This is a genomic window from Microbacterium aurantiacum (assembly GCF_002872075.1).
GTDB classification, from domain to species: Bacteria; Actinomycetota; Actinomycetes; order Actinomycetales; family Microbacteriaceae; genus Microbacterium; species Microbacterium aurantiacum_A.
The window spans coordinates 86,474-104,726 of sequence record NZ_PGGU01000006.1; the positions used below are offsets into that span (position 1 = coordinate 86,474).

The following is an 18,253-nucleotide window of genomic DNA, read 5'->3' on the forward strand; positions in this document are numbered from 1 at the left end:
GTAACGTTTCGGACTCGGGTCGATCGACGTCATCGATGTGCACTAAGGGTCCCGTTGACACTAAGATCGAATCGGAGGTTAAGGTAACAATGACCCAAAGCAACGGCATCCGCGTCGCCGTCTCGACGGTGATCCTGACGCTGCGTCGATCCGAGAACGGCGAAGCGGTGCTCGCGCTGCCCCTCGTCCTGCGCACCAGGGAGCCGTTCGCCGATCAGTGGGCTCTTCCGGGCGGCTGGCTCACCGCGGCGGAATCCGCGGTCGACGCGGCCGCGCGCACTCTCGCCGAGACGGCCGGCCTGTCGCCCAGTTACCTCGAGCAGCTCTACGCCTTCGGAGCCGTCGACCGCTCCCCCACCCGTGTCGTCTCCATCGTCTACTGGGCGCTGCTGCGATCCGACGACGTCGATGCGCAGAGCTCTGCGCACCTCGCATCCGGCCGCGCCCCCGAGAACGTGCGCTGGTTCGACGCCGATGATCTGCCGGCCTTGGCCTTCGATCACAACCAGATCGTCGAGTACGCGCTGTGGCGGCTGCGCAACAAGGTCGGCTACAGCCGGGTCGCGCACGGCTTTCTTCCCGCCGAGTTCACGCTCGCCGATCTCCGCGAGGCGTACGAGGCGATCCTCGGACGCCACCTCGACCCCGCCAACTTCCGCCGGCAGGTGGAAGCTGCGGGCAACCTCCTGCCCACCGACCGCTTCCGCACCGGCAGCCACCGCCCGGCCCGCCTCTACCGATACAACACCGATGTCGAGCTCGCCGACCGCGGCCCGCTCGGCTCCGACGAAACGAGCCCCCGATGACCATCACGTTCGTCCCCACTCCCGCCGTCCCCGATTCCGACGCCTCGGTCGATCACGCGATCCAGGCGATCGTCTCCGGCGCCTCGATCGACGCGACCTGCAGCACCGATCTCGCAGCGGGACCCTGGGATTTCGACGCCCGCCCCGGCTACGGCCCCGGCTCATCGATGGGCGACGTGATCCCGACAGGGGCGCCGCGTCAGGGTGAATTGCCGGCTGCGTATCGTGAGGCCGATGAGGACGAGCTCGATGAGCGGATCCGCGCCGCGAAGGCGACCCTCGGCGACCGCGTCGTCATCCTCGGCCACTTCTACCAGCGCGAAGAGGTGGTGCGCCACGCAGACTACGTCGGCGACTCCTTCCAGCTCGCGACGGCGGCGAAGGGACGAACGGATGCCGAGGCCATCGTGTTCTGCGGCGTGCACTTCATGGCGGAGACCGCCGATCTGCTCTCCGGACCCGACCAGGCGGTGATCCTCCCCAACCTCGCCGCCGGCTGCTCGATGGCCGACATGGCCGACATCGACCAGGTCGAAGAATGCTGGGAACAGCTGGCCGACGTACTGGGAGACATGGACGCGGTCGACGAGGACGGCCGGGTGCCGGTCATCCCGGTGACCTACATGAACTCCTCGGCGGCGATCAAGGGCTTCGTCGGACGTCACGGCGGTATCGTCTGCACCTCCTCGAACGCGCAGACCGTGCTGGAATGGGCGTTCGAGCGCGGGCGCCGCGTGCTGTTCTTCCCCGATCAGCACCTCGGCCGCAACACCGCCAAGGCGATGGGCGTCCCGCTCGAACAGATGCCGATGTGGAACCCTCGGCGCCCGCTCGGCGGGTCGACCGCCACGGAGCTCGTCGACTCGCGGGTCATCCTGTGGCACGGGTTCTGCTCGGTGCACCGTCGCTTCACCGTCGCGCAGATCGATCAGGCGCGCGCCGAGAACCCCGACGTGCGGGTCATCGTGCATCCGGAATGCCCGATGGAGGTGGTGGATGCCGCGGACGAAGCCGGTTCCACCGATTACATCCGCCGGGCGATCGACGCGGCCACCGAGCCCACCGCATTCGCGATCGGCACCGAGATCAACCTCGTGCGCCGTCTCGCCGCGCAGTACCCGCAGCACGAGATCACCTGCCTCGATCCGGTCGTCTGCCCGTGCTCGACGATGTACCGCATCCACCCCGGCTACCTCGCCTGGGTGCTGGAGGAGCTCGTCGCCGGCCGCACCCCCAACCGCATCCAGGTGTCACAGGACGTCGCGGATCCTGCCCGCGTGGCGCTTGAGCGGATGCTGGCGGCGAAGCCGCCCGTCGTGGGCGGTGTCCGATGAACGTCGTCGTGGTCGGATCGGGGATCGCCGGTCTCACCGCCGCGCTGCACGCGCGCGAAGCCGGCCATTCGGTCACCGTCGTGACGAAGGCGGCGCTCGGCGACGGCTGCACCGGCTACGCACAGGGCGGGGTCGCGGGCGTGTACGGCGCGGGCGACTCGGCCGCCCGGCACGCTTCCGACACGCTCATCGCCGGCGCCGGGCTCTCGAACGCCGCGGCGGTCGACGTTCTCGTCGCCGACGGTGCGACGAGAATCGCCGAGCTCATCTCGCGTGGTGTCGGGTTCGATCGCTCGGCCGATGGCGAGCTGCTGCTCGGGCGGGAGGCCGCGCACAGTCACGCGAGGATCGTGCACGCCGGCGGCGACGCCACCGGCGCGGCCATCTCCCGCGCGCTCGTCGCTGCTGTGCGCCGCACGGCGATCGAGGTCGTCGAGAACGCCTTCCTGGTCGACCTGATCGTCTGCGACGCCGCGGTGCGCGGCATCCGCCTGCTGACCGACGGAGTCTCTGACGACCTCGAATTCGACGCCGTGATCCTGGCCACCGGCGGCGCCGGACACCTGTACGCCCACACCACCAACCCGGCAGGTACGACCGGTGACGGCATCGCTGCGGCGCTCCGAGCCGGCGTCGAGGTGGCGGATCTGGAATTCGTCCAGTTCCACCCGACGATCCTCGCTGCGGGCCCGGCGTTCCTCGTCTCCGAGGCCGTGCGCGGTGAGGGGGCGACGCTCATCGACGACGAGGGGCGGCGTTTCACCTTCGACGCACACCCCGACGGCGAGCTGGCCCCGCGCGACGTCGTATCCCGCGCGATCGCCCGTCAGGCGGCGGCGCAGGGATCGCCGGTTCGGATGGATGCCACGATGCTCGGAGCATCCGCGCTAGCACAGCGCTTCCCCACGATCGACCGGGTCACCCGTGAACGCGGCTTCGACTGGTCGCGCGAGCCGATCCCGGTGACCCCGGCGGCGCACTACCTGATGGGCGGGGTCGTGACCGACCTCGACGGCCGCACCTCGCTGCCCGGCCTCTTCGCCGTCGGCGAGGTCGCCCGGACCGGCGTGCACGGGGCGAATCGGCTGGCGTCGAACTCCCTGCTCGAGGGCGCCGTGTTCGGAGCCCGCGCCGCTGCTGCTCTCGACTCGAGTGCGGGCTCCGCTCCCCCGTTCCGGTCGCAGAAAAGCCCGCTGAACCTCGCGGATAGCGTGACTTTTCGCGACGAGAACGCTCGGCGGCCGTTCAGCCGAGCCGCGCTGCAGCAGCTGATGTGGGATCACGTCGGACTCCTGCGCACCGACGGCGGTCTCGCCGACGCCCTCGGCACGATCTCCGGCTGGCGCGCCCCCACCCCGCGCTCCGTCACCGAGCACGAGGACGCCAATCTGCTCCTCCTCGCCGAGGCGACCGCATCCGCCGCACTCGCCCGCGCCGAATCCGTCGGCGCGCACTACCGCACCCCCGATCGCGTCGAAGCACTGCAACTGGAGACCGTCTGATGCTCACCGCAGCCACCCTCGCCCGCGTCGTCGGCGCCGCTCTCGAAGAAGACGCCCCCTGGGGCGATCTCACCAGCAGCACGCTCCTTCCCGCGGACGCGACGGCGACCGCTGATCTCGTCGCCAGGGAGCACGGCGTGTTCAGCGGCGGCGAGGTGTTCGCTGCGGCCTTCGCGTTGACCGATGCGAGCCTCGCGGTCGACGTGCACGTCGGCGACGGCGATTCGTTCGCCCCGGGCGACGTGCTCGCCTCCGTATCGGGGTCTGCGCGCAGCATCCTCACCGCCGAGCGCGTCGCCCTGAACTTCACCCAGCGCATGAGCGGCATCGCCACTCTCACCGCTTCCTACGTCGAGGCGGTCGCGGGCACCGCGGCGCGCATCGCCGACACCCGCAAGACGACGCCGGGGCTGCGCGCCTTCGAGCGGCACGCGGTCGTCTCGGGCGGCGGCAGCAATCATCGCTTCTCGCTCTCGGATGCCGTGATGGCGAAGGACAACCATCTGGCCGTCCTGCAGCGCAGCGGCGCCGATCTGGCGACGGCGCTGCGGGAATCGTTGTCGCGGCTTCCGCACACCACACACGTGGTCGTCGAGGTGGACAGGCTCGACCAGATCCCCGCGGTGCTCGACGGAGGCGCGCACACCGTCCTGCTCGACAACTTCTCGCTCGAAGACCTGCGGACCGGTGTGGCCCTGATCGGCGATCGTGCGAACGTCGAAGCGTCCGGCGGTGTCAGCCTCGAGACCGTGCGGGGTATCGCCGAGACCGGCGTCGATGTCATCTCGGTCGGCGCGCTCACGCATTCCGCCCGCGCCCTCGATCTCGGCCTGGACGTGCGGATCGCCTGATGCTGTACCTCGACCACGCCGCGACCTCCCCGGTGCGTCCGGAGGCCTGGGAGGCCATGCGCCCCTTCCTGACCGGGGTGTACGGCAATCCGTCCAGCCACCACACGGTCGGCGAGGCCGCGGCGAGCGCGCTGGACGATGCCCGGGCGCGCGTGGCCAGGACGCTCGGGATGCGAGCCTCCGATGTCGTCTTCACCGCGGGCGGCACCGAGGCGAACAACCTCGCGGTGAAGGGCATCGTGCTGGCGGCGCTCGGTCGCGGCCGCCGGAACCTGGTGACGACGGCGATCGAACACGAGTCGATCGTGGAATCGGCCGACTATCTGCGTCGCTTCCACGAGGTGTCAGTCACGCAGGTGCCGGTCGATGCGGTCGGACGCATCTCTCCCGATGCCCTTTCCCGCGCGCTGCGCGATGACACGGCACTGGTGTCGATCGGGCACGCGAACAACGAGATCGGCACGGTGCAGGATGCCGCTGCCCTCGCGTCGATCGCCCGTGGCGCCGGCGTGCCGCTGCACCTCGATGCCGTGCAGTCGGCGGGCTGGCTGCCGCTGCGTGAACTCGGTGCCGATGCCATCTCGATCGCCGGTCACAAGCTCGGCGCGCCGAAGGGCATCGGCGCGCTGGCGGTTCGCGGGCGGGTGCCGATCGAGCCGTTGCTGCACGGCGGGGGCCAGGAACGCGGCCGCCGCTCCGGCACCGAGAACGTCGCGGGGGCCGTCGCGCTGGCCGTGGCGCTGGAACTCGCGGAGGCAGAGCGTGAGGAGGTCGCTGCTCGCGTCGGCCAGGCGACCAGGGTGTTCATCGCCGGTGTGCTCGATGCCGTTCCGCAGGCGGCGCTGACCGGGGATCCGGTGAACCGGCTGCCCGGCACCGCGAGTTTCACTTTCGCCGGGACGAGCGGCGAGGCGGTGCTGCTGGAGCTGGAGCGGCGAGGCGTGATCTCGTCGAGCGGCTCGGCGTGCGCTGCAGGGAGCGACGAGCCCTCGCACGTGCTGATCGCCTGCGGGATCGCGCCGGCGGTCGCCCAGACCTCGGTGCGGTTCACCTTCGGCCGCGACCCGCTGCCGGATGGGGCTCCCGAACAGCTCGCAGCGCTGGTGGCGGATGCCGTGCGCGCGGTGGCCGGTTCATAACTCCGGAGAATCGGCGCTCATTCCAACCGGGGCCCGCGTGTTCACGGGGTTCCGCCTGCACGCACCCGTCGATTCTCCGGAGTTGTGAACGGCTGATTCAGAGGCACATCGCGAGCCTTCGGTGCGGACGACGGCCATAGAATCGGCTGGTGACTGCCGCCGCCCCGATCGTGACGATCATCGTTCCCGGACGCGATATCGCCGCCTTCGCCCCGGCCGCCCTCGACTCGCTGCGCGCGCAGACCGAGCCGCGCTGGCGGGCGATCCTGATCGACGACGGATCGACTGACGACACCGGAGCGATCTTCGCGGATGCCGCAGCCAGTGACCCGCGCTTCCGGATGATCAGTCATGAGGCCTCCCGAGGACTCGGAGCAGCCCGCAACGTGGGCATCGAGCTCGTCGACACTCCGCTGCTCGGCTTCCTCGATGCCGACGACGAACTCCTGCCGACGGCGCTGGCGCGCCTCACCGGCACGCTCGCCTCGACCGGCAGCGACTTCGCTGCCGGCGCCTACGTGCGCTCGCGGCTGCAGGGAGACGTGTACGCCCCCGGCCGCGTGCAGCCCTGGGTGGCCGCGGCCACGCAGCCCGAACGTCTGGCCACCACGCTGAGCGTCCACCCGCAGGCCTCGGCGAACATCGTCGCCTGGTCGAAGATCAGCCGCACCGACATGTGGACCGGCCTCCGGTTCCCCGAGAACGTCGCCTACGAGGATCAGGTCGTCGCCCAGCTCATGTACACGCGAGCCCGGGCCTTCGACGTGATCCCGGACGTCGTGGTGCAGTGGCGGCTTCGCGCCGACGGCACCTCGCTGACGCAGGGCAAGGCACGACTGCCGGTGCTGCGCGACTACCTCAGGGCCCTCCGCGGAGGCATCCGCGTGCTGCACGAGGCGGAAGCGCACGCAGCCGTGACCGCCCGGATCGAGCTCATCCTCGCGATGGACGTCCCTCCCCTTCTGACCATCGCCGAGACGCATCCCGATCCCGCCTACGCCGCGGAGGTCGCCTCCTTCGTCGCCGACCTGCGGGAGCTCCCCGAGTTCGATATCGCCGTCCCCGATCCCACCCTCGCCGCCGCTCTCGGCTGGTGAGAGCCTGAGGAGCCGCATGAACGCTTATCTCGCCGAGCTGTTCGGCCTCGCCGGCCGCACCGCGGTCGTCACCGGAGGCAGTTCCGGAATCGGCCGCGGAATCGCCACCGCCCTCGCGCGGTCGGGCGCGTCGACGGTGATCGTCGCCCGCGGCGCCGAGCGCATCGACGAGACCGTGCGCGAGCTGGTCGAAGCGGGCTGCCGCGCTGCCGGCGTCGTCGGAGACCTCGGGACGCGGGACGGGATCCGCGCGGTCGCGGAAGAGGCCATCCGCCCCTTCGGGGAACCGGACATCCTGGTGAACTCCGCCGGCATCAACATCCGCCCGCCCTACCCGAACATCTCCGAGGCCGACTGGGACGCCACGATGACGGTGAACGCGCTGGCGCCTTTCCTGCTCGGTCAGCGATATGCCCCCGGAATGGCCGCACGGGGATACGGGCGCCTCATCCACATCACATCGCAGCAGGCGCACCGGGCCTTCGTCGGCAGCGGCGTGTACGGAGTGTCCAAGGGCGCCGTGGAGTCGCTCATGCGCTCGGAGGCGGAGGCATGGGGCGGCACCGGAGTGACGAGCAACTCGCTGGTTCCCGGGTTCGTGCTCACACCGCTGAACGCGAGGTTGCAGGAGGACCGGGAGAAGGTCGACGCCCTCGCCGCGCGCACCATGATCGGGCGCAACGGGCTGCCGAGCGACTTCGCCGGAGCCGCCGTGTTCCTCGCGGGCGAAGGCTCCGGCTACGTCACCGGTCACTCGCTGTTCGTCGACGGTGGGCTCTCGGTCCACTGAAGCGAGCGGATCAGTCCTCGACCGGATGCACCCGCTCGTCGGCGCGGGCCCCATCGAGGAGCGGCACCGGTGCCGTCAGCGCGGCCACCGCATCCGCAGCCGCCGAGTCCTCCGGAGCCCGATCCGCGCGCCGCTCGGTGAGCGCCGCACGGACGCCGCCCGTCACGACCTCCTCGACGGCCGCCTCGGTCTCGAGCACGCGCGTCGCCGCGACCTGCTCGGCCGCGAGCTCCGCGTAGAGTCCGCCCAGCGCGAGCAGCTCGCCGTGTGTGCCCGATTCGACGATCCGCCCGGCCTCCAGCACGTGGATGACGTCGGCGCCCATCACCGTCGACAGCCGGTGCGCGATCGAGAGTGTGGTCCGGCCGCGCGCCGCCTCGTCGAGAGCCTCCTGGACCACGCGCTCCGACACGGTGTCCAGCGCTGATGTGGCCTCGTCGAGCAGCAGCACCGGCGGATCCTTCAGCAGCACCCGGGCGATCGCGATGCGCTGCTTCTCCCCGCCGGACAGCCGGTAGCCGCGCTCGCCCACGACCGTGTCGTAGCCCTGCTCGAATCCCGCGATGATGTGGTGGATGTTCGCCGCGATGCACGCCGCGATCAACTCGTCCTCGCTCGCATCCGGTTTGGCGTAGAGGAGGTTCTCGCGGATCGTGGCGTGGAAGAGGTATGTCTCCTGGGAAACGATCCCGACGTCGTCGATGATCGACTCCTGCGTCAGCGTGCGCACGTCGGCGCCTGCGAACAGCACGGCTCCGCCGTGCGCCTCGTAGAGCCGCGGCGCGAGATACAGCACCGTGGTCTTCCCTGCGCCGGAGGGCCCGACGAAGGCCACGTGCTGTCCCGGCTCGGCGACGAATGACACTCCCTGGAGGGTCGGGCGCGCCTCCGGCGACGCGTCCGGGTAGCGGAAGACGACGTCGGCGAACTCGATGCGTCCCCGTGGACCCGGTGCGTTCCGGGCCGAGATCGCGTCGGGCGAATCCTGGATCTCCGGCACCAGGTCGAGATACTCGAAGATCCGCGCGAACAGGGCGGACGAGGTCTGCAGGTCGAGCGAGACGCGCATCAGTCCCATCAGCGGCATCAGCAGCCGCGCCTGGACCGTGGTGAAGGCGACGACGGTTCCGGCCGTGATCGCATCGGTGCCGCCGGTGATGAGGTATCCGGAGACGAGGTAGATCACCGCGGGGACGGACGCCATCAGCACCTGGACCACTGCGAAGAAGCCCTGCCCGCTCATCGCGCGACGGACCTGGAGCTTCACCTGGTTGCGGTTCTCCGCCTGATATCGCGCCGATTCGGTGCGTTGCCGGTTGAACGCCTTCGACAGCAGCGTGCCGGAGACGCTCAGCGTCTCCTGCGTGATCGTGGTGAGCTCGGACAGGGACTCCTGCGTCTCGCCGGCGATCCGTGCGCGCACCTGCCCGACGCGGCGCTGCACGATGACGAGGAACGGCATCAGCACGACCGCGATGAGCGTGAGCCGCCAGTCGATGAGGATCATCGCGACGAGCGAGGCGATCACGGTGACGACGTTGCCGAGGATGCTGGTGACCGTGTTGGTCAGCACCCCGGAGACCCCGCCGACGTCGTTCTGCAGCCGGGATTGGATCACGCCCGTCTTGGTGCGCGTGAAGAAGCCGAGCTCCATCGCCTGCAGATGCTCGAACAGGCGGACGCGCAGGTCTCCGGTGACGCTGTTGCCGACGGTGGAGGTCAGCCATGTCTGCGCGACCCCCAGCACGGCGGAGAGCAGGAAGAGGCCGATCATCACGAGGACGAGGCGGATGAGCAGGGGGATCTCCGGCCGGCCGCCGTCGACGGGGAAGAGAGCGTCGTCGAAGATCCGCTGGACGATCAGGGGCGGGATGACGGCGATGGCGGCACCTGCGATCACCAGGAGCCCGGTGAGGAGGATGCGACCGCGGTACGGGCGGAACAGCTCGATGACCCTGGCTCCCAAGGCGCGGATGCGCGGCGCCTCGGCGTTGAGCCGCCGCTGCGCCGCCTCATCGACACCGTGGAAACCACCGCGGCCGCCCGCCCCGCCACCCATGCTCATACGCCTCAGCGTAACCACGTGGGCGGACAGGGGCGCTCCCCCGATCTGCTCTGGGCGGATTCGGAAGGATCCGGAATGAAATGTCCGAAGGGGTCGTTACGCTGAATGGTCCCAGCGCATTCGCGCGACTTTTCCCACGCCACGCCCAGGAGGCCGCATGTCAGCTGTCGATACTGACTCGATCACGACGACCCCCACGGTGAAGGGGGAACTGCTCCCGCGCAAGGACATGCGCGTGATCTGGGTGCTTCTGACCGCAGCCTTCGTGGCTATCCTCAACGAGACCACGATGGGGATGGCGATCCCGCACCTCATCAAGGACCTCGGCATCTCGCCCCTGGCCGCCCAGTGGGTGACGAGCGCGTTCATGCTGACCATGGCCGTCGTGATCCCGACCACCGGCTTCCTGCTGCGGCGGTTCACGACGCGGCAGATCTTCCTCGCGGCTCTCGCCCTCTTCTCCCTCGGCACGCTGCTCGCCGCGATCGCTCTCGGCTTCGAGATGCTGCTCGCCGCTCGAGTGGTGCAGGCCAGCGGAACCGCGCTGATGATGCCGCTGCTGATGACCACGATGATGAACCTCGTGCCGCCGTCCGCGCGCGGCCGCATGATGGGGCGCGTGAGCACGGTGATCTCGCTCGCGCCCGCGCTCGGTCCGACCATGTCGGGCTTCCTTCTGGATCACTTCGGCTGGCGTTCGATCTTCGTCGTCGTGCTGCCGATCGCGCTCGTGGCGATGTTCGTCGGGTGGCGCTGGCTGACCGACGTCGGCGAGACCACCCAGGCACCGCTCGACGTGCTCTCGATCATCCTCTCCGCATTCGGCTTCGGCGGCATCGTCTACGGCCTCAGCCAGATCGGCGCCCTCGCCGGCGGCGGAGCAGGTTCCGCCGCTCCGTTGATCATCGCGCTGTCCGTCGGCGTGGTCGGCCTCGGCCTGTTCCTGTGGCGCCAGGTCATCCTGCAGCGCGCCGATGACGCCCTGCTCGATCTGCGGGTGTTCACCTCGCGGGCGTTCTCCCTCGCGATGGCGCAGATGTTCCTGCTCTCGCTGGCATTCTTCGGCACGATCACGGTCGTGCCGCTGTTCCTGCAGGACGCACTCGGGCTGCCCGCAGTCGATGCGGGACTCGCGGTGCTCCCCGGAGCACTCGCCATGGGTCTGCTCGGTCCTGTGATCGGGCGGATCTACGACGCGCGCGGCACGCGCATCCTGCTGATCCCCGGATCGATCCTGGCCGCCGGGACGCTGTGGTTCTACACGACGCTCACCGTCGGCACGTCCGTGTGGGTCGTGGTCGCCGCCCAGACCCTGTTGTCCGTCGGACTCGCGCTGTCGTTCACGCCCCTGTTCACCGCGTCGCTCGCCTCGCTCACGCCGAAGTTCTACTCCTACGGCAGCGCCGTCATCGGCACGGTGCAGCAGGTCGCCGGGGCCGCGGGCATCGCCGTGATGGTGGCGCTGTTCACCTTGGTCGTGAACGCGAACGGAGGCACGGAGGTTCCGGAGGCTGTCGCCGCCGGTTCCCAGACCGCGTTCCTCGTCGGTGCGGTGATCTCGACCGCGACCGTGATCGGTGCGTTCTTCATCCGCAAGCCGGCCGACCACACCGAAGGGGCGCCGCACGCCGGACACTGACAGACGCCGACGGCGTCTGCCGCTACTCCGTCTTCTGCGCAGCGATGTGCGAGGCGGGGATGTGGCAGACGCCGTCGGCGCAGTAGCCGGCAGCACCCGCGCCGGGGAGAAGATCCAGCCCGCCGGGCAACGGCAGAAGCGGTGTCTGCTGCTCCGTCGAGGTCTCCTGGGATTCGGTCATCCCTCGATGCTACGCCTGCGCCGCCGGCCTCGGGCCGCTCGGCGTCGCGAGCCTCTTCCCTCCCCCGCCGGCTCGGCGTAGTCTTCCGGGTGGCGCTCGGGTCGCTCTCGGATCCTCCGCCCTGGGGCGCGAAGGAGCATCCATGATCATCACACCCCCGCCGGCCGCGGCGGCGGATGGGCACGTCGCCGACATGTACACCAGCGACATTTCGGCCGACGGGTTCGTCTTCGGTCACACGCAGGCGATGGCAGTGAATCCCGAGGCGCACGCCGCCTTCGAGACCCTCATCCGTGCCGTCGTGCCCTCCATCGGGTTGCGCGTGTACGAGGCCGCGACGCTGGGCGCAGCACGGGAGATCGGCTCGACCCATTGCCTGCTCGCACACGGACGGAAATCGCTGCGTGCCGGGGTCGTCGACGAAGCGGGCCTGGCCGCGTTCGCCGACGACGACGACAGTGCCTTCACCGCACCCGAGCAGGCAGTGATCCGGTACGCGGCGAAGCTGTCGTCAGATGCAGCCTCGATGACGGATGCCGACACGCTGGCACTCCGCGATGCGGGCTACTCCGACCGGCAGATCGTCGACATCACGCTCGCCGCTGCCGCCAGGAACTATTTCAGCCGCGCACTCCTCGCGCTCGCCGTACCGGTCGACGTGGTGCCCGGCCTGGATCCCACGATCGCCCGCGCTCTGACTCGGGGCACGGTGGGCTGAGCGGAAATCAGTCCGCTGCCTCCATCTGGGTGCGTGCGTACTCGAGATCTTCTTCGGAAAGCTCCTCCTGGGCTCCGACCACCGCACCGGTGATCGTGCGGATCTCCTCGCGCACCGACTCGCCGAGGCGCATGGAGCCGCGATCGATCATCTCGTGCCGCGCCTCGATGGACAGCCGCGGCCACCACTCGTGAATAGGGGGAAGTGTCATCATGGTTCCTCTCTGGTGGGGCGGCAAGCCCCTGGACATCATCGGAGCGCGCGCACGACACTGATGTCATGACATCCGATCGCACTGCGTCACAGGATCCTCGGCGAGACGACCGCGCGGACGGGCGCGACGAGACGCCGAACGAACGCGCCGACCGCAATTGGGACGAACTGCTGCAGGAGCTGCGCGTCATGCAGACGGGCACCCAGATCCTCACCGGCTTCCTCCTCGCCGTCGCGTTCCAGCCGAGGTTCACGGACATGGACGAAGTGCAGCGGGATCTGTACGTCGTGCTGGTGGCGCTGGCCGCTGTCGCCACGATCCTGGCCCTCACTCCCGTCGGCATGCATCGCGCGTTGTTCGGCCGGCAGCGCAAGCCTGAACTCGTCCGCGTCGCCTCGCGCATCGTGAAGATCGACCTCGTCGTGATCGGAGCCTTGACCATCGGCGTCACAACGCTGATCATCGATTTCACGGTCCACCGAACGGCCGGGATCATCGCGCTGATCGCCGCCGTCGTCGGGGTGCTCGGACTCTGGATCGCGCTGCCGCGCATCGTCCGGCGGGTGCTGGGCGCACACAAGATCGAGTCCTGACATCGCGCACCCGTCATAGGACTTCCTCAGCGCTTCGCCGGGGTCCGGTTCTCCGCACTCACCATCCACGCGAACTGCTCGAGCCGTTCGATCACCGCGTGCAGGATGTCCGCAGAGGTCGGATCCTCCTCGTCCACCGCGTCGTGCACCCGGCGCATCGTGGCGACGGTGGCCTCGAGGCGCGCGGTGACGAGATCGACGGTGTCCGCGGTCGACACCTCGCCGGCGGGGAACTCCTGAAGCGACGTCGTCGACGCGATCGTGTCGCTGCGTCCGTCCGGCACAGCGTGAAGTGCGCGCATCCGTTCGGCGACGGTGTCGCTGAACGCCCGCGCGTCCGCGATGATCTCGTCGAGCTGTCGATGCATGTCGCGGAAGTTGCGACCCACGACGTTCCAGTGCGCCTGCTTGCCCTGGAGCGCGAGCTCGAGCAGATCGACGAGAACGCTCTGGAGATTCGCGGCGAGTTCAGGCGACGCGGTGAAGCCCTTCTCCGCGTTCTGCCGCCGCGTGGTCTTCGATCCCTTGTCGGTGGTCTTGGTGGGTTTGGTGCTTTCGGCCATGGTCTGCTTCCTCCTGTCCTGGACGCTATGCGGCGGCGGAACGAGGACCGAGGGGCTTGACAGGAGAGCGCGAAGAACAGAAGGTGGCGTCCGGAAGGAGACCCGATGGACCAGAGCGAACCGCACACCGTGCACGGAGAACCGCAGACCGAGTCGCCGATCGAGATCAACGAGATCAGCCCCGAGGACGCGGGCGAGGTCCTCACCCTGCAGCGCGCCGCCTTCGTCTCGGAGGCGATCATCTACGGCAGCCCGGACATACCCCCTTTGACGCAGACGCTGGAAGAGCTCGAGGCGGAGCTTCGCGCCGGGGCGGGACTCACGGCGCGGATCGGCTGCAGGCTGGTCGGCGCGATCCGCTATCAGCAGGACGGCGACATGCTGCTCATCGGGAGGATCGCGATCGCACCCGACATGCAGGGAGAAGGAATCGGAACGGCGCTCCTCGAAGCCGCTGAAGCGGCGTCGACGGCGAGTGTCTCCGAGCTGTTCACGGGAAGCCTGAGCACGGCGAACATCCGCCTCTACGAGAGCTGCGGCTACCGGGAAAGCGACCGGGTGGCGGACGGCGACGGAACCGAACAGGTGTTCCTGCGCAAGCCCCTGCGCCACATGTGAGGTCCCTCCGAATTCGGCGGTTCAGGTTGAATCCGCTCCGCCGGTGGGGAATCGTGGCCCGGACATGTCGCGACCGCGCCGTGTACGCAACCGTAAGGAGAGACCAGTGCTCACCCTCACCGACAACGCCACAGCCATCGTCACGACCCTCGTCAGCCGCCAGAGCGACACCGCTGAGGCAGGGCTCCGCATCCACTCGACCGCCACCGAGACGCCGGAGGGCGGCACGCGCCTCGCCGTGGTCGTCACGCCGCATCCCGAACCCGACGATCAGGTCGTCGAGGTCTCCGGGACCCGCCTCTTCCTCGAAGATGCCGCTGCCGTCGCACTGGATGACAAGGTGCTCGACGCCGGCGTCGACGACGAGGGCGCTGTCTCGTTCGCAGTATTGCCTCAGGCGATCTGACCGCTCGACCCGGATGCCGCGACCCGATCGGGTCGCGGCATCCGTGCGTTTCGCCGTCAGCCGAGTCCGGTGACGAGGTTGATGATGGTGGCCAGGATGACGGTGCCGAAGAGATAGGCGAGCGCCGTCTGCGCGATGACGACTCGGCGGATGGCATTGGTGGTGACGTTGGTGTCCGCGACTTGATAGGTCATGCCGAGACCCAGCGAGAAGTAGACGAAATCGGTGTACTGCGGCGTCTCCTCCTGGTTGAAGTCGATACCGCCGCGCGGGTCGGCGTAGTACATCCGCGCGTAGCGCAGCACGTAGTCGACCTGGATGAGCAGCCAGGAGGTCGCAACGCTCACGACCGCGATCCCCGCCAGAACATACTCCCCGATGCCGGGTTCGTGCTGGGCCTGCACGATCACGCTGAGCACGGCCGCCAGGCTCACCAGGCTGCCGACGATCGAGATCAGCCGGGCCGCCCGACGACCGGGTGCCTCGATCGTCGCGTGGTCGTGCGTCTCGGTCGGTCCCATGGGCCAGACGAGGCACAGCACCCAGACCACGTTGACGAGCGCGAAGGTGCCCCAACCGGCCAGTACGCCGGCCGCCGGCCCCAGCGGAAACGCGGTGGCGACTCCCACGCCTGCCCCGATGACGAGGGAGGCGATCGCGCGCAGGCGCACGATGCTGCGGACGGTGAGTGCGGTCATCCTTGGATGCTATCCGTCCTCGGTCGTGCAGACCGGAGAGTACTGGCGCTGCGCCGACCGCGTCTTGCAGGTCTCGGCGTCGACGTCAACCCTCGGGTGCATCCGGACGAACGGAGATAGTCTGCGGGGTCGAGGGAACTGGAACCCGCCAGGAACCCGAAAGGAAGTGCCGATGCCCGCGGCCCCGGAGACCCGAACCGCTGAGCTGCTCGACGGCCGATATCAACTGGGGGAATGCATCGGCCAGGGCGGAGCGGCGCGCGTGTACCGCGCCGACGACGTGCTGCTCGGCCGCACGGTCGCCGTCAAGATGATGCAGGCCGACGCGGAGGCGCTGTCCGCTCCGGCCCGGGTACGCAATGAGATCGCAGTACTCGCATCGCTCACTCATCCCTCGCTCGTGGAGCTCTACGACGCCCACGTCATGCCGGGGCATGCGTGCTACCTGGTGATGGAGTTCATCGACGGACCGACCCTCGCCGGACGTCTGCGCGAGGGCTCTCTGTCGCCGTCTGAGACGACGGCGCTCGGCCGCGACCTGGCCTCGGCACTGCACACGGTTCATGCAGCGGGCGTCGTGCACCGCGACATCAAACCGGCGAACGTGCTGCTCGCCCCCGCGGTCGTTCCCGGAGCGGATTTCCGCGCGAAGCTCGCCGACTTCGGTGTGGCCTTCCTGCTCGACACCACCCGCGTGACCAACCCCGGGACGATCGTCGGCACGGCCGCCTACCTGCCGCCGGAGCAGATCCGCGGCGAGGCTGCCACACCGCCCGGCGACATCTACGCCCTCGGGCTGGTGCTCCTCGAGGCCATCACCGGCGAGCGGGCCTTCCCGCAGGCCACCGGCGTGGGCGCGGTGATGGCGCGACTGTTCGACTCGCCGCGGATCCCCGAGTGGCTCGGTCCCGAGTGGTCCGGACTTCTGACCCGGATGACGGCAACGGAACCGGAGCTGCGGCCAACGGCTCTGGATGTCGCGACGACGCTGACGGGCCTGCCTGGGCCCACGCGACCCGCTTCCGCGGTGCCGGACGGCGTCGCCTTCTCGAATGAGCCGCTCGAGGCGACGAAACTGCTCCCCGTCCAGACCGAGGCAACGAACGCGCCTGCGACGACGCCACCCGACCGCCCCCGCGCGACGCTGATCAAGGTCATCGGCGCTGCGACAGTGGCGATGCTCTGCATCCTGGGCGCGATCTGGACGGCGGAAGCCGGGGCCGGTTCGGCGACCGCCCCTCGGCAATCCGGCACCGTCTTCGAGCGTACGGTTGCGCCCGCACCCGCTACGGACGACGGCACTCCCGGCGAACAGGTGAGCGTCGTACCCGATCCGGAGGCCGACAAGCAGCAGAAGGCCGAGGAGAAGGCGCGCAAGGACGCTGAGGATGCCCAGCGGGCCGAGGAGAAGGCGCGCGAGAAGGCGGAGAAGGACAAGGAGAAGGAGGGCAAGGGCGGCTGAGGTCAGGCGTCCGGTTCCATCGCCAGTCCCGCCAGCGTGTGACCCGCACCCTCGTAGATGTTGAGGACGCCGTTGACGCCCTTGGCCGCGAGGTGCTCGACCTGATCGGGATGCTGCGCCACGGCGACGACCCGGCCGTCGAAGCCGGCTTCGTGGAGCCGCTCGAGCGCGAACGTGTTCGACCCGTGGAAGGCCATCGCCAGCACCACGGTCTTCACGAAGCGGCCGGAGACGAGCCTGCTCCAGAATTCCAGGTCGGTCGCATCTCCCTCGAGCACGTTGAGGCCGTCGGCTTCCAGCCGGGAGATGACGGCGTGATCGTTGTCGATTCCCAGTACCCTCAGCCCGCCCTCGTTCACGAGCCGCTCGTAGGCTGCGCGCCCCACGCGCCCCATGCCGAGCACGACGACATCGGATCCGCTGGTGTCGATCGGCCGATCAGAGGGCCGGAGCTTCGAGATCTGCTGAGCGGGCAACCATGTCAGCGCGGTGATGAGGCGCAGTCCGTGGGCGTTGGCGACCGACGAGACCACCATGCTGAGAGCGACCGCGATCGCGACCACCGTCAGCCAGCGCTCGGTGAGCAGCGCGGATGAGACGCCGAACGCGGCGACGATGATCGAGAACTCGGAGAAGTTGCTGAGCACGAGACCGGTCCTGATGGCGGTACGGTTGCGCAGGCCGAAGAGGCGTCCGAGCCACACGTAGCCGATGAACGTCAGCGGCAGCAGGACCACGCACAGCGCCAGGGCGAGTCCGGCATCCGCCCAGGTCGGCGACGCACCCATGCCGATCAGGAGGAAGAAGCCGATCAGGAACAGCTCCTTCACGCTGAACAGCGCCTTCGACATCTCGATGGCTCGCGGATGCATGGCGAACAGCAGTCCCATCACCAGCGCGCCCAGATCGCCCTTGATCCCGACCGCCTCGAAGGCGAAGTAGCCCGGTCCGAGCGCCATCACCACCCCGAAGAGCACCAGCAACTCACCATGCCCGATGAGAGTCAGCAGTCTCCGCATGAGCCATGCCAGCGGGAACACGAGGAGGAGGACCAACGCCCAGGGGCCCGGTGGATCATCGGCGTTCACGGTGATGAACACCACCGCCGCGACGTCCTGGATGACGAGGATCGCGATGGCGGTCTGCCCGTAGAGCGAGCCGTCGTCGGAGCGGTCCTCGAGCACCTTGACGCAGAGCACTGTGGATGAGAACGAGAGTGCGAACCCGACCAGCGCCAGTGTCCGCCAGCCGTCCACGGAGGTGAATCCGATCACGCCGGCGAGGCCGACCGTTCCGGCGCCGACGAGCACGCTGAGCACCATGTGGATGACCGTGGTGCCGTATGCCTCCGGGCGGAGCAGGGCGCGGGTGTCGAACTTCAGGCCGATCGTGAACAGCAGGAGGACGACGCCGATCTCCGCGATCCGGTCGAGGCCGACGAAGGGCGCGACGTTCGCCGCGCCGAGCACGAAACCTGCGGTCAGGAATCCGACCAGTGCCGGAACGCGCAGCAGATGCGCGATCGTGCCGAACGCGGCGGCGACGATCAGAGTCAGCGCGATGACGTCCATGGCACC

General features: G+C 69.1%; 19 protein-coding genes. 13 read left to right on the plus strand and 6 right to left on the minus strand.

Annotated elements, in window-relative coordinates:
- Positions 1 to 89: 89 nt before the first annotated feature.
- The 7 genes from CUR96_RS05790 to CUR96_RS05820 all read left to right on the plus strand — a co-directional run bounded on the left by CUR96_RS05790 (position 90) and on the right by CUR96_RS05820 (position 7,519).
- On the plus strand, positions 90 to 806 hold the full coding sequence (locus CUR96_RS05790) for an NUDIX hydrolase (RefSeq protein WP_102192346.1): 717 nt from the start codon (positions 90 to 92) through the stop codon (positions 804 to 806).
- Complete coding sequence (gene nadA, locus CUR96_RS05795; RefSeq protein ID WP_102192347.1) at positions 803 to 2,140, plus strand: quinolinate synthase NadA; 1,338 nt, start codon at positions 803 to 805, stop codon at positions 2,138 to 2,140. The genes CUR96_RS05790 and nadA overlap by 4 nt, the downstream gene beginning before the upstream one ends.
- The gene (nadB, locus tag CUR96_RS05800) at positions 2,137 to 3,642 is read left to right on the plus strand and encodes an L-aspartate oxidase (protein WP_102192348.1); all 1,506 of its coding nucleotides are present in this window, start codon (positions 2,137 to 2,139) and stop codon (positions 3,640 to 3,642) included. The genes nadA and nadB overlap by 4 nt, the downstream gene beginning before the upstream one ends.
- Positions 3,642 to 4,493 carry a carboxylating nicotinate-nucleotide diphosphorylase gene (gene nadC, locus CUR96_RS05805; RefSeq protein WP_102192349.1) on the plus strand — a complete coding sequence of 284 codons (852 nt, stop codon included), beginning with the start codon at positions 3,642 to 3,644 and terminating at the stop codon, positions 4,491 to 4,493. The genes nadB and nadC overlap by 1 nt, the downstream gene beginning before the upstream one ends.
- Positions 4,493 to 5,632: a cysteine desulfurase family protein gene (locus CUR96_RS05810; RefSeq protein ID WP_102192350.1), complete on the plus strand. Its 1,140-nt coding sequence runs from the start codon at positions 4,493 to 4,495 to the stop codon at positions 5,630 to 5,632. Before nadC ends, CUR96_RS05810 begins: the two co-directional genes overlap by 1 nt.
- 149 nt (positions 5,633 to 5,781) lie before the next feature.
- Positions 5,782 to 6,729 (plus strand): glycosyltransferase family 2 protein, encoded by a 948-nt coding sequence (locus tag CUR96_RS05815; RefSeq protein WP_102192351.1) that lies wholly within the window; start codon positions 5,782 to 5,784, stop codon positions 6,727 to 6,729.
- 16 nt (positions 6,730 to 6,745) lie between these two features.
- Complete coding sequence (locus CUR96_RS05820; protein WP_102192352.1) at positions 6,746 to 7,519, plus strand: SDR family NAD(P)-dependent oxidoreductase; 774 nt, start codon at positions 6,746 to 6,748, stop codon at positions 7,517 to 7,519.
- 10 nt (positions 7,520 to 7,529) lie between these two features.
- On the opposite strand, the gene CUR96_RS05825 is transcribed toward CUR96_RS05820, so the two are convergent.
- The gene (locus CUR96_RS05825; RefSeq protein WP_102192353.1) at positions 7,530 to 9,578 is read right to left on the minus strand and encodes an ABC transporter ATP-binding protein; all 2,049 of its coding nucleotides are present in this window, start codon (positions 9,576 to 9,578) and stop codon (positions 7,530 to 7,532) included.
- Between the two features lie 163 nt (positions 9,579 to 9,741).
- Between CUR96_RS05825 and CUR96_RS05830 the strand changes: the two genes are divergently transcribed.
- On the plus strand, positions 9,742 to 11,223 hold the full coding sequence (locus tag CUR96_RS05830; RefSeq protein WP_102192354.1) for an MDR family MFS transporter: 1,482 nt from the start codon (positions 9,742 to 9,744) through the stop codon (positions 11,221 to 11,223).
- Between the two features lie 22 nt (positions 11,224 to 11,245).
- Here CUR96_RS05830 and CUR96_RS18570 read toward each other — a convergent pair whose 3' ends face one another.
- Positions 11,246 to 11,404: a hypothetical protein gene (locus tag CUR96_RS18570; protein WP_180968955.1), complete on the minus strand. Its 159-nt coding sequence runs from the start codon at positions 11,402 to 11,404 to the stop codon at positions 11,246 to 11,248.
- 142 nt (positions 11,405 to 11,546) lie between these two features.
- Between CUR96_RS18570 and CUR96_RS05835 the strand changes: the two genes are divergently transcribed.
- Positions 11,547 to 12,122: a carboxymuconolactone decarboxylase family protein gene (locus CUR96_RS05835; protein WP_102192355.1), complete on the plus strand. Its 576-nt coding sequence runs from the start codon at positions 11,547 to 11,549 to the stop codon at positions 12,120 to 12,122.
- 7 nt (positions 12,123 to 12,129) lie between these two features.
- Here the strand turns inward: CUR96_RS05835 and CUR96_RS05840 are convergent, their stop codons facing one another.
- The gene (locus CUR96_RS05840) at positions 12,130 to 12,333 is read right to left on the minus strand and encodes a hypothetical protein (protein ID WP_146008128.1); all 204 of its coding nucleotides are present in this window, start codon (positions 12,331 to 12,333) and stop codon (positions 12,130 to 12,132) included.
- A gap of 68 nt (positions 12,334 to 12,401) precedes the next feature.
- On the opposite strand from CUR96_RS05840, the gene CUR96_RS05845 reads away from it, so the two are divergent.
- Complete coding sequence (locus tag CUR96_RS05845) at positions 12,402 to 12,929, plus strand: DUF6328 family protein (RefSeq protein ID WP_102192357.1); 528 nt, start codon at positions 12,402 to 12,404, stop codon at positions 12,927 to 12,929.
- Between the two features lie 26 nt (positions 12,930 to 12,955).
- Here CUR96_RS05845 and CUR96_RS05850 read toward each other — a convergent pair whose 3' ends face one another.
- On the minus strand, positions 12,956 to 13,492 hold the full coding sequence (locus CUR96_RS05850; protein ID WP_102192358.1) for a Dps family protein: 537 nt from the start codon (positions 13,490 to 13,492) through the stop codon (positions 12,956 to 12,958).
- Between the two features lie 105 nt (positions 13,493 to 13,597).
- Here CUR96_RS05850 and CUR96_RS05855 point away from each other — a divergent pair, with 105 nt between their 5' ends.
- Both CUR96_RS05855 and CUR96_RS05860 read left to right on the plus strand, forming a co-directional pair.
- On the plus strand, positions 13,598 to 14,110 hold the full coding sequence (locus CUR96_RS05855; protein ID WP_102192359.1) for a GNAT family N-acetyltransferase: 513 nt from the start codon (positions 13,598 to 13,600) through the stop codon (positions 14,108 to 14,110).
- A gap of 106 nt (positions 14,111 to 14,216) precedes the next feature.
- Complete coding sequence (locus CUR96_RS05860) at positions 14,217 to 14,516, plus strand: Fe-S cluster assembly protein HesB (protein ID WP_102192360.1); 300 nt, start codon at positions 14,217 to 14,219, stop codon at positions 14,514 to 14,516.
- Positions 14,517 to 14,572: 56 nt separating this feature from the next.
- On the opposite strand, the gene CUR96_RS05865 is transcribed toward CUR96_RS05860, so the two are convergent.
- Positions 14,573 to 15,214 (minus strand): DUF1345 domain-containing protein, encoded by a 642-nt coding sequence (locus CUR96_RS05865; RefSeq protein ID WP_102192361.1) that lies wholly within the window; start codon positions 15,212 to 15,214, stop codon positions 14,573 to 14,575.
- Positions 15,215 to 15,386: 172 nt separating this feature from the next.
- Here CUR96_RS05865 and CUR96_RS05870 point away from each other — a divergent pair, with 172 nt between their 5' ends.
- Positions 15,387 to 16,676: a serine/threonine-protein kinase gene (locus CUR96_RS05870; RefSeq protein ID WP_102192362.1), complete on the plus strand. Its 1,290-nt coding sequence runs from the start codon at positions 15,387 to 15,389 to the stop codon at positions 16,674 to 16,676.
- Between the two features lie 2 nt (positions 16,677 to 16,678).
- On the opposite strand, the gene CUR96_RS05875 is transcribed toward CUR96_RS05870, so the two are convergent.
- Positions 16,679 to 18,247 carry a cation:proton antiporter family protein gene (locus CUR96_RS05875; RefSeq protein ID WP_102192363.1) on the minus strand — a complete coding sequence of 523 codons (1,569 nt, stop codon included), beginning with the start codon at positions 18,245 to 18,247 and terminating at the stop codon, positions 16,679 to 16,681.
- Between the last annotated feature and the right edge of the window lie 6 nt (positions 18,248 to 18,253).

Coding starts and splice junctions, on each gene's coding strand:
- CUR96_RS05790 (WP_102192346.1), top strand. CDS start 90: ATGACCCAAAGCAACGGCATCCGCGTCGCCGTCTCGACGGTGATCCTG.
- nadA (WP_102192347.1), top strand. CDS start 803: ATGACCATCACGTTCGTCCCCACTCCCGCCGTCCCCGATTCCGACGCC.
- nadB (WP_102192348.1), top strand. CDS start 2,137: ATGAACGTCGTCGTGGTCGGATCGGGGATCGCCGGTCTCACCGCCGCG.
- nadC (WP_102192349.1), top strand. CDS start 3,642: ATGCTCACCGCAGCCACCCTCGCCCGCGTCGTCGGCGCCGCTCTCGAA.
- CUR96_RS05810 (WP_102192350.1), top strand. CDS start 4,493: ATGCTGTACCTCGACCACGCCGCGACCTCCCCGGTGCGTCCGGAGGCC.
- CUR96_RS05820 (WP_102192352.1), top strand. CDS start 6,746: ATGAACGCTTATCTCGCCGAGCTGTTCGGCCTCGCCGGCCGCACCGCG.
- CUR96_RS05825 (WP_102192353.1), bottom strand. CDS start 9,578: ATGGGTGGCGGGGCGGGCGGCCGCGGTGGTTTCCACGGTGTCGATGAG.
- CUR96_RS05830 (WP_102192354.1), top strand. CDS start 9,742: ATGTCAGCTGTCGATACTGACTCGATCACGACGACCCCCACGGTGAAG.
- CUR96_RS18570 (WP_180968955.1), bottom strand. CDS start 11,404: ATGACCGAATCCCAGGAGACCTCGACGGAGCAGCAGACACCGCTTCTG.
- CUR96_RS05835 (WP_102192355.1), top strand. CDS start 11,547: ATGATCATCACACCCCCGCCGGCCGCGGCGGCGGATGGGCACGTCGCC.
- CUR96_RS05840 (WP_146008128.1), bottom strand. CDS start 12,333: ATGACACTTCCCCCTATTCACGAGTGGTGGCCGCGGCTGTCCATCGAG.
- CUR96_RS05845 (WP_102192357.1), top strand. CDS start 12,402: ATGACATCCGATCGCACTGCGTCACAGGATCCTCGGCGAGACGACCGC.
- CUR96_RS05850 (WP_102192358.1), bottom strand. CDS start 13,492: ATGGCCGAAAGCACCAAACCCACCAAGACCACCGACAAGGGATCGAAG.
- CUR96_RS05855 (WP_102192359.1), top strand. CDS start 13,598: ATGGACCAGAGCGAACCGCACACCGTGCACGGAGAACCGCAGACCGAG.
- CUR96_RS05865 (WP_102192361.1), bottom strand. CDS start 15,214: ATGACCGCACTCACCGTCCGCAGCATCGTGCGCCTGCGCGCGATCGCC.
- CUR96_RS05870 (WP_102192362.1), top strand. CDS start 15,387: ATGCCCGCGGCCCCGGAGACCCGAACCGCTGAGCTGCTCGACGGCCGA.
- CUR96_RS05875 (WP_102192363.1), bottom strand. CDS start 18,247: ATGGACGTCATCGCGCTGACTCTGATCGTCGCCGCCGCGTTCGGCACG.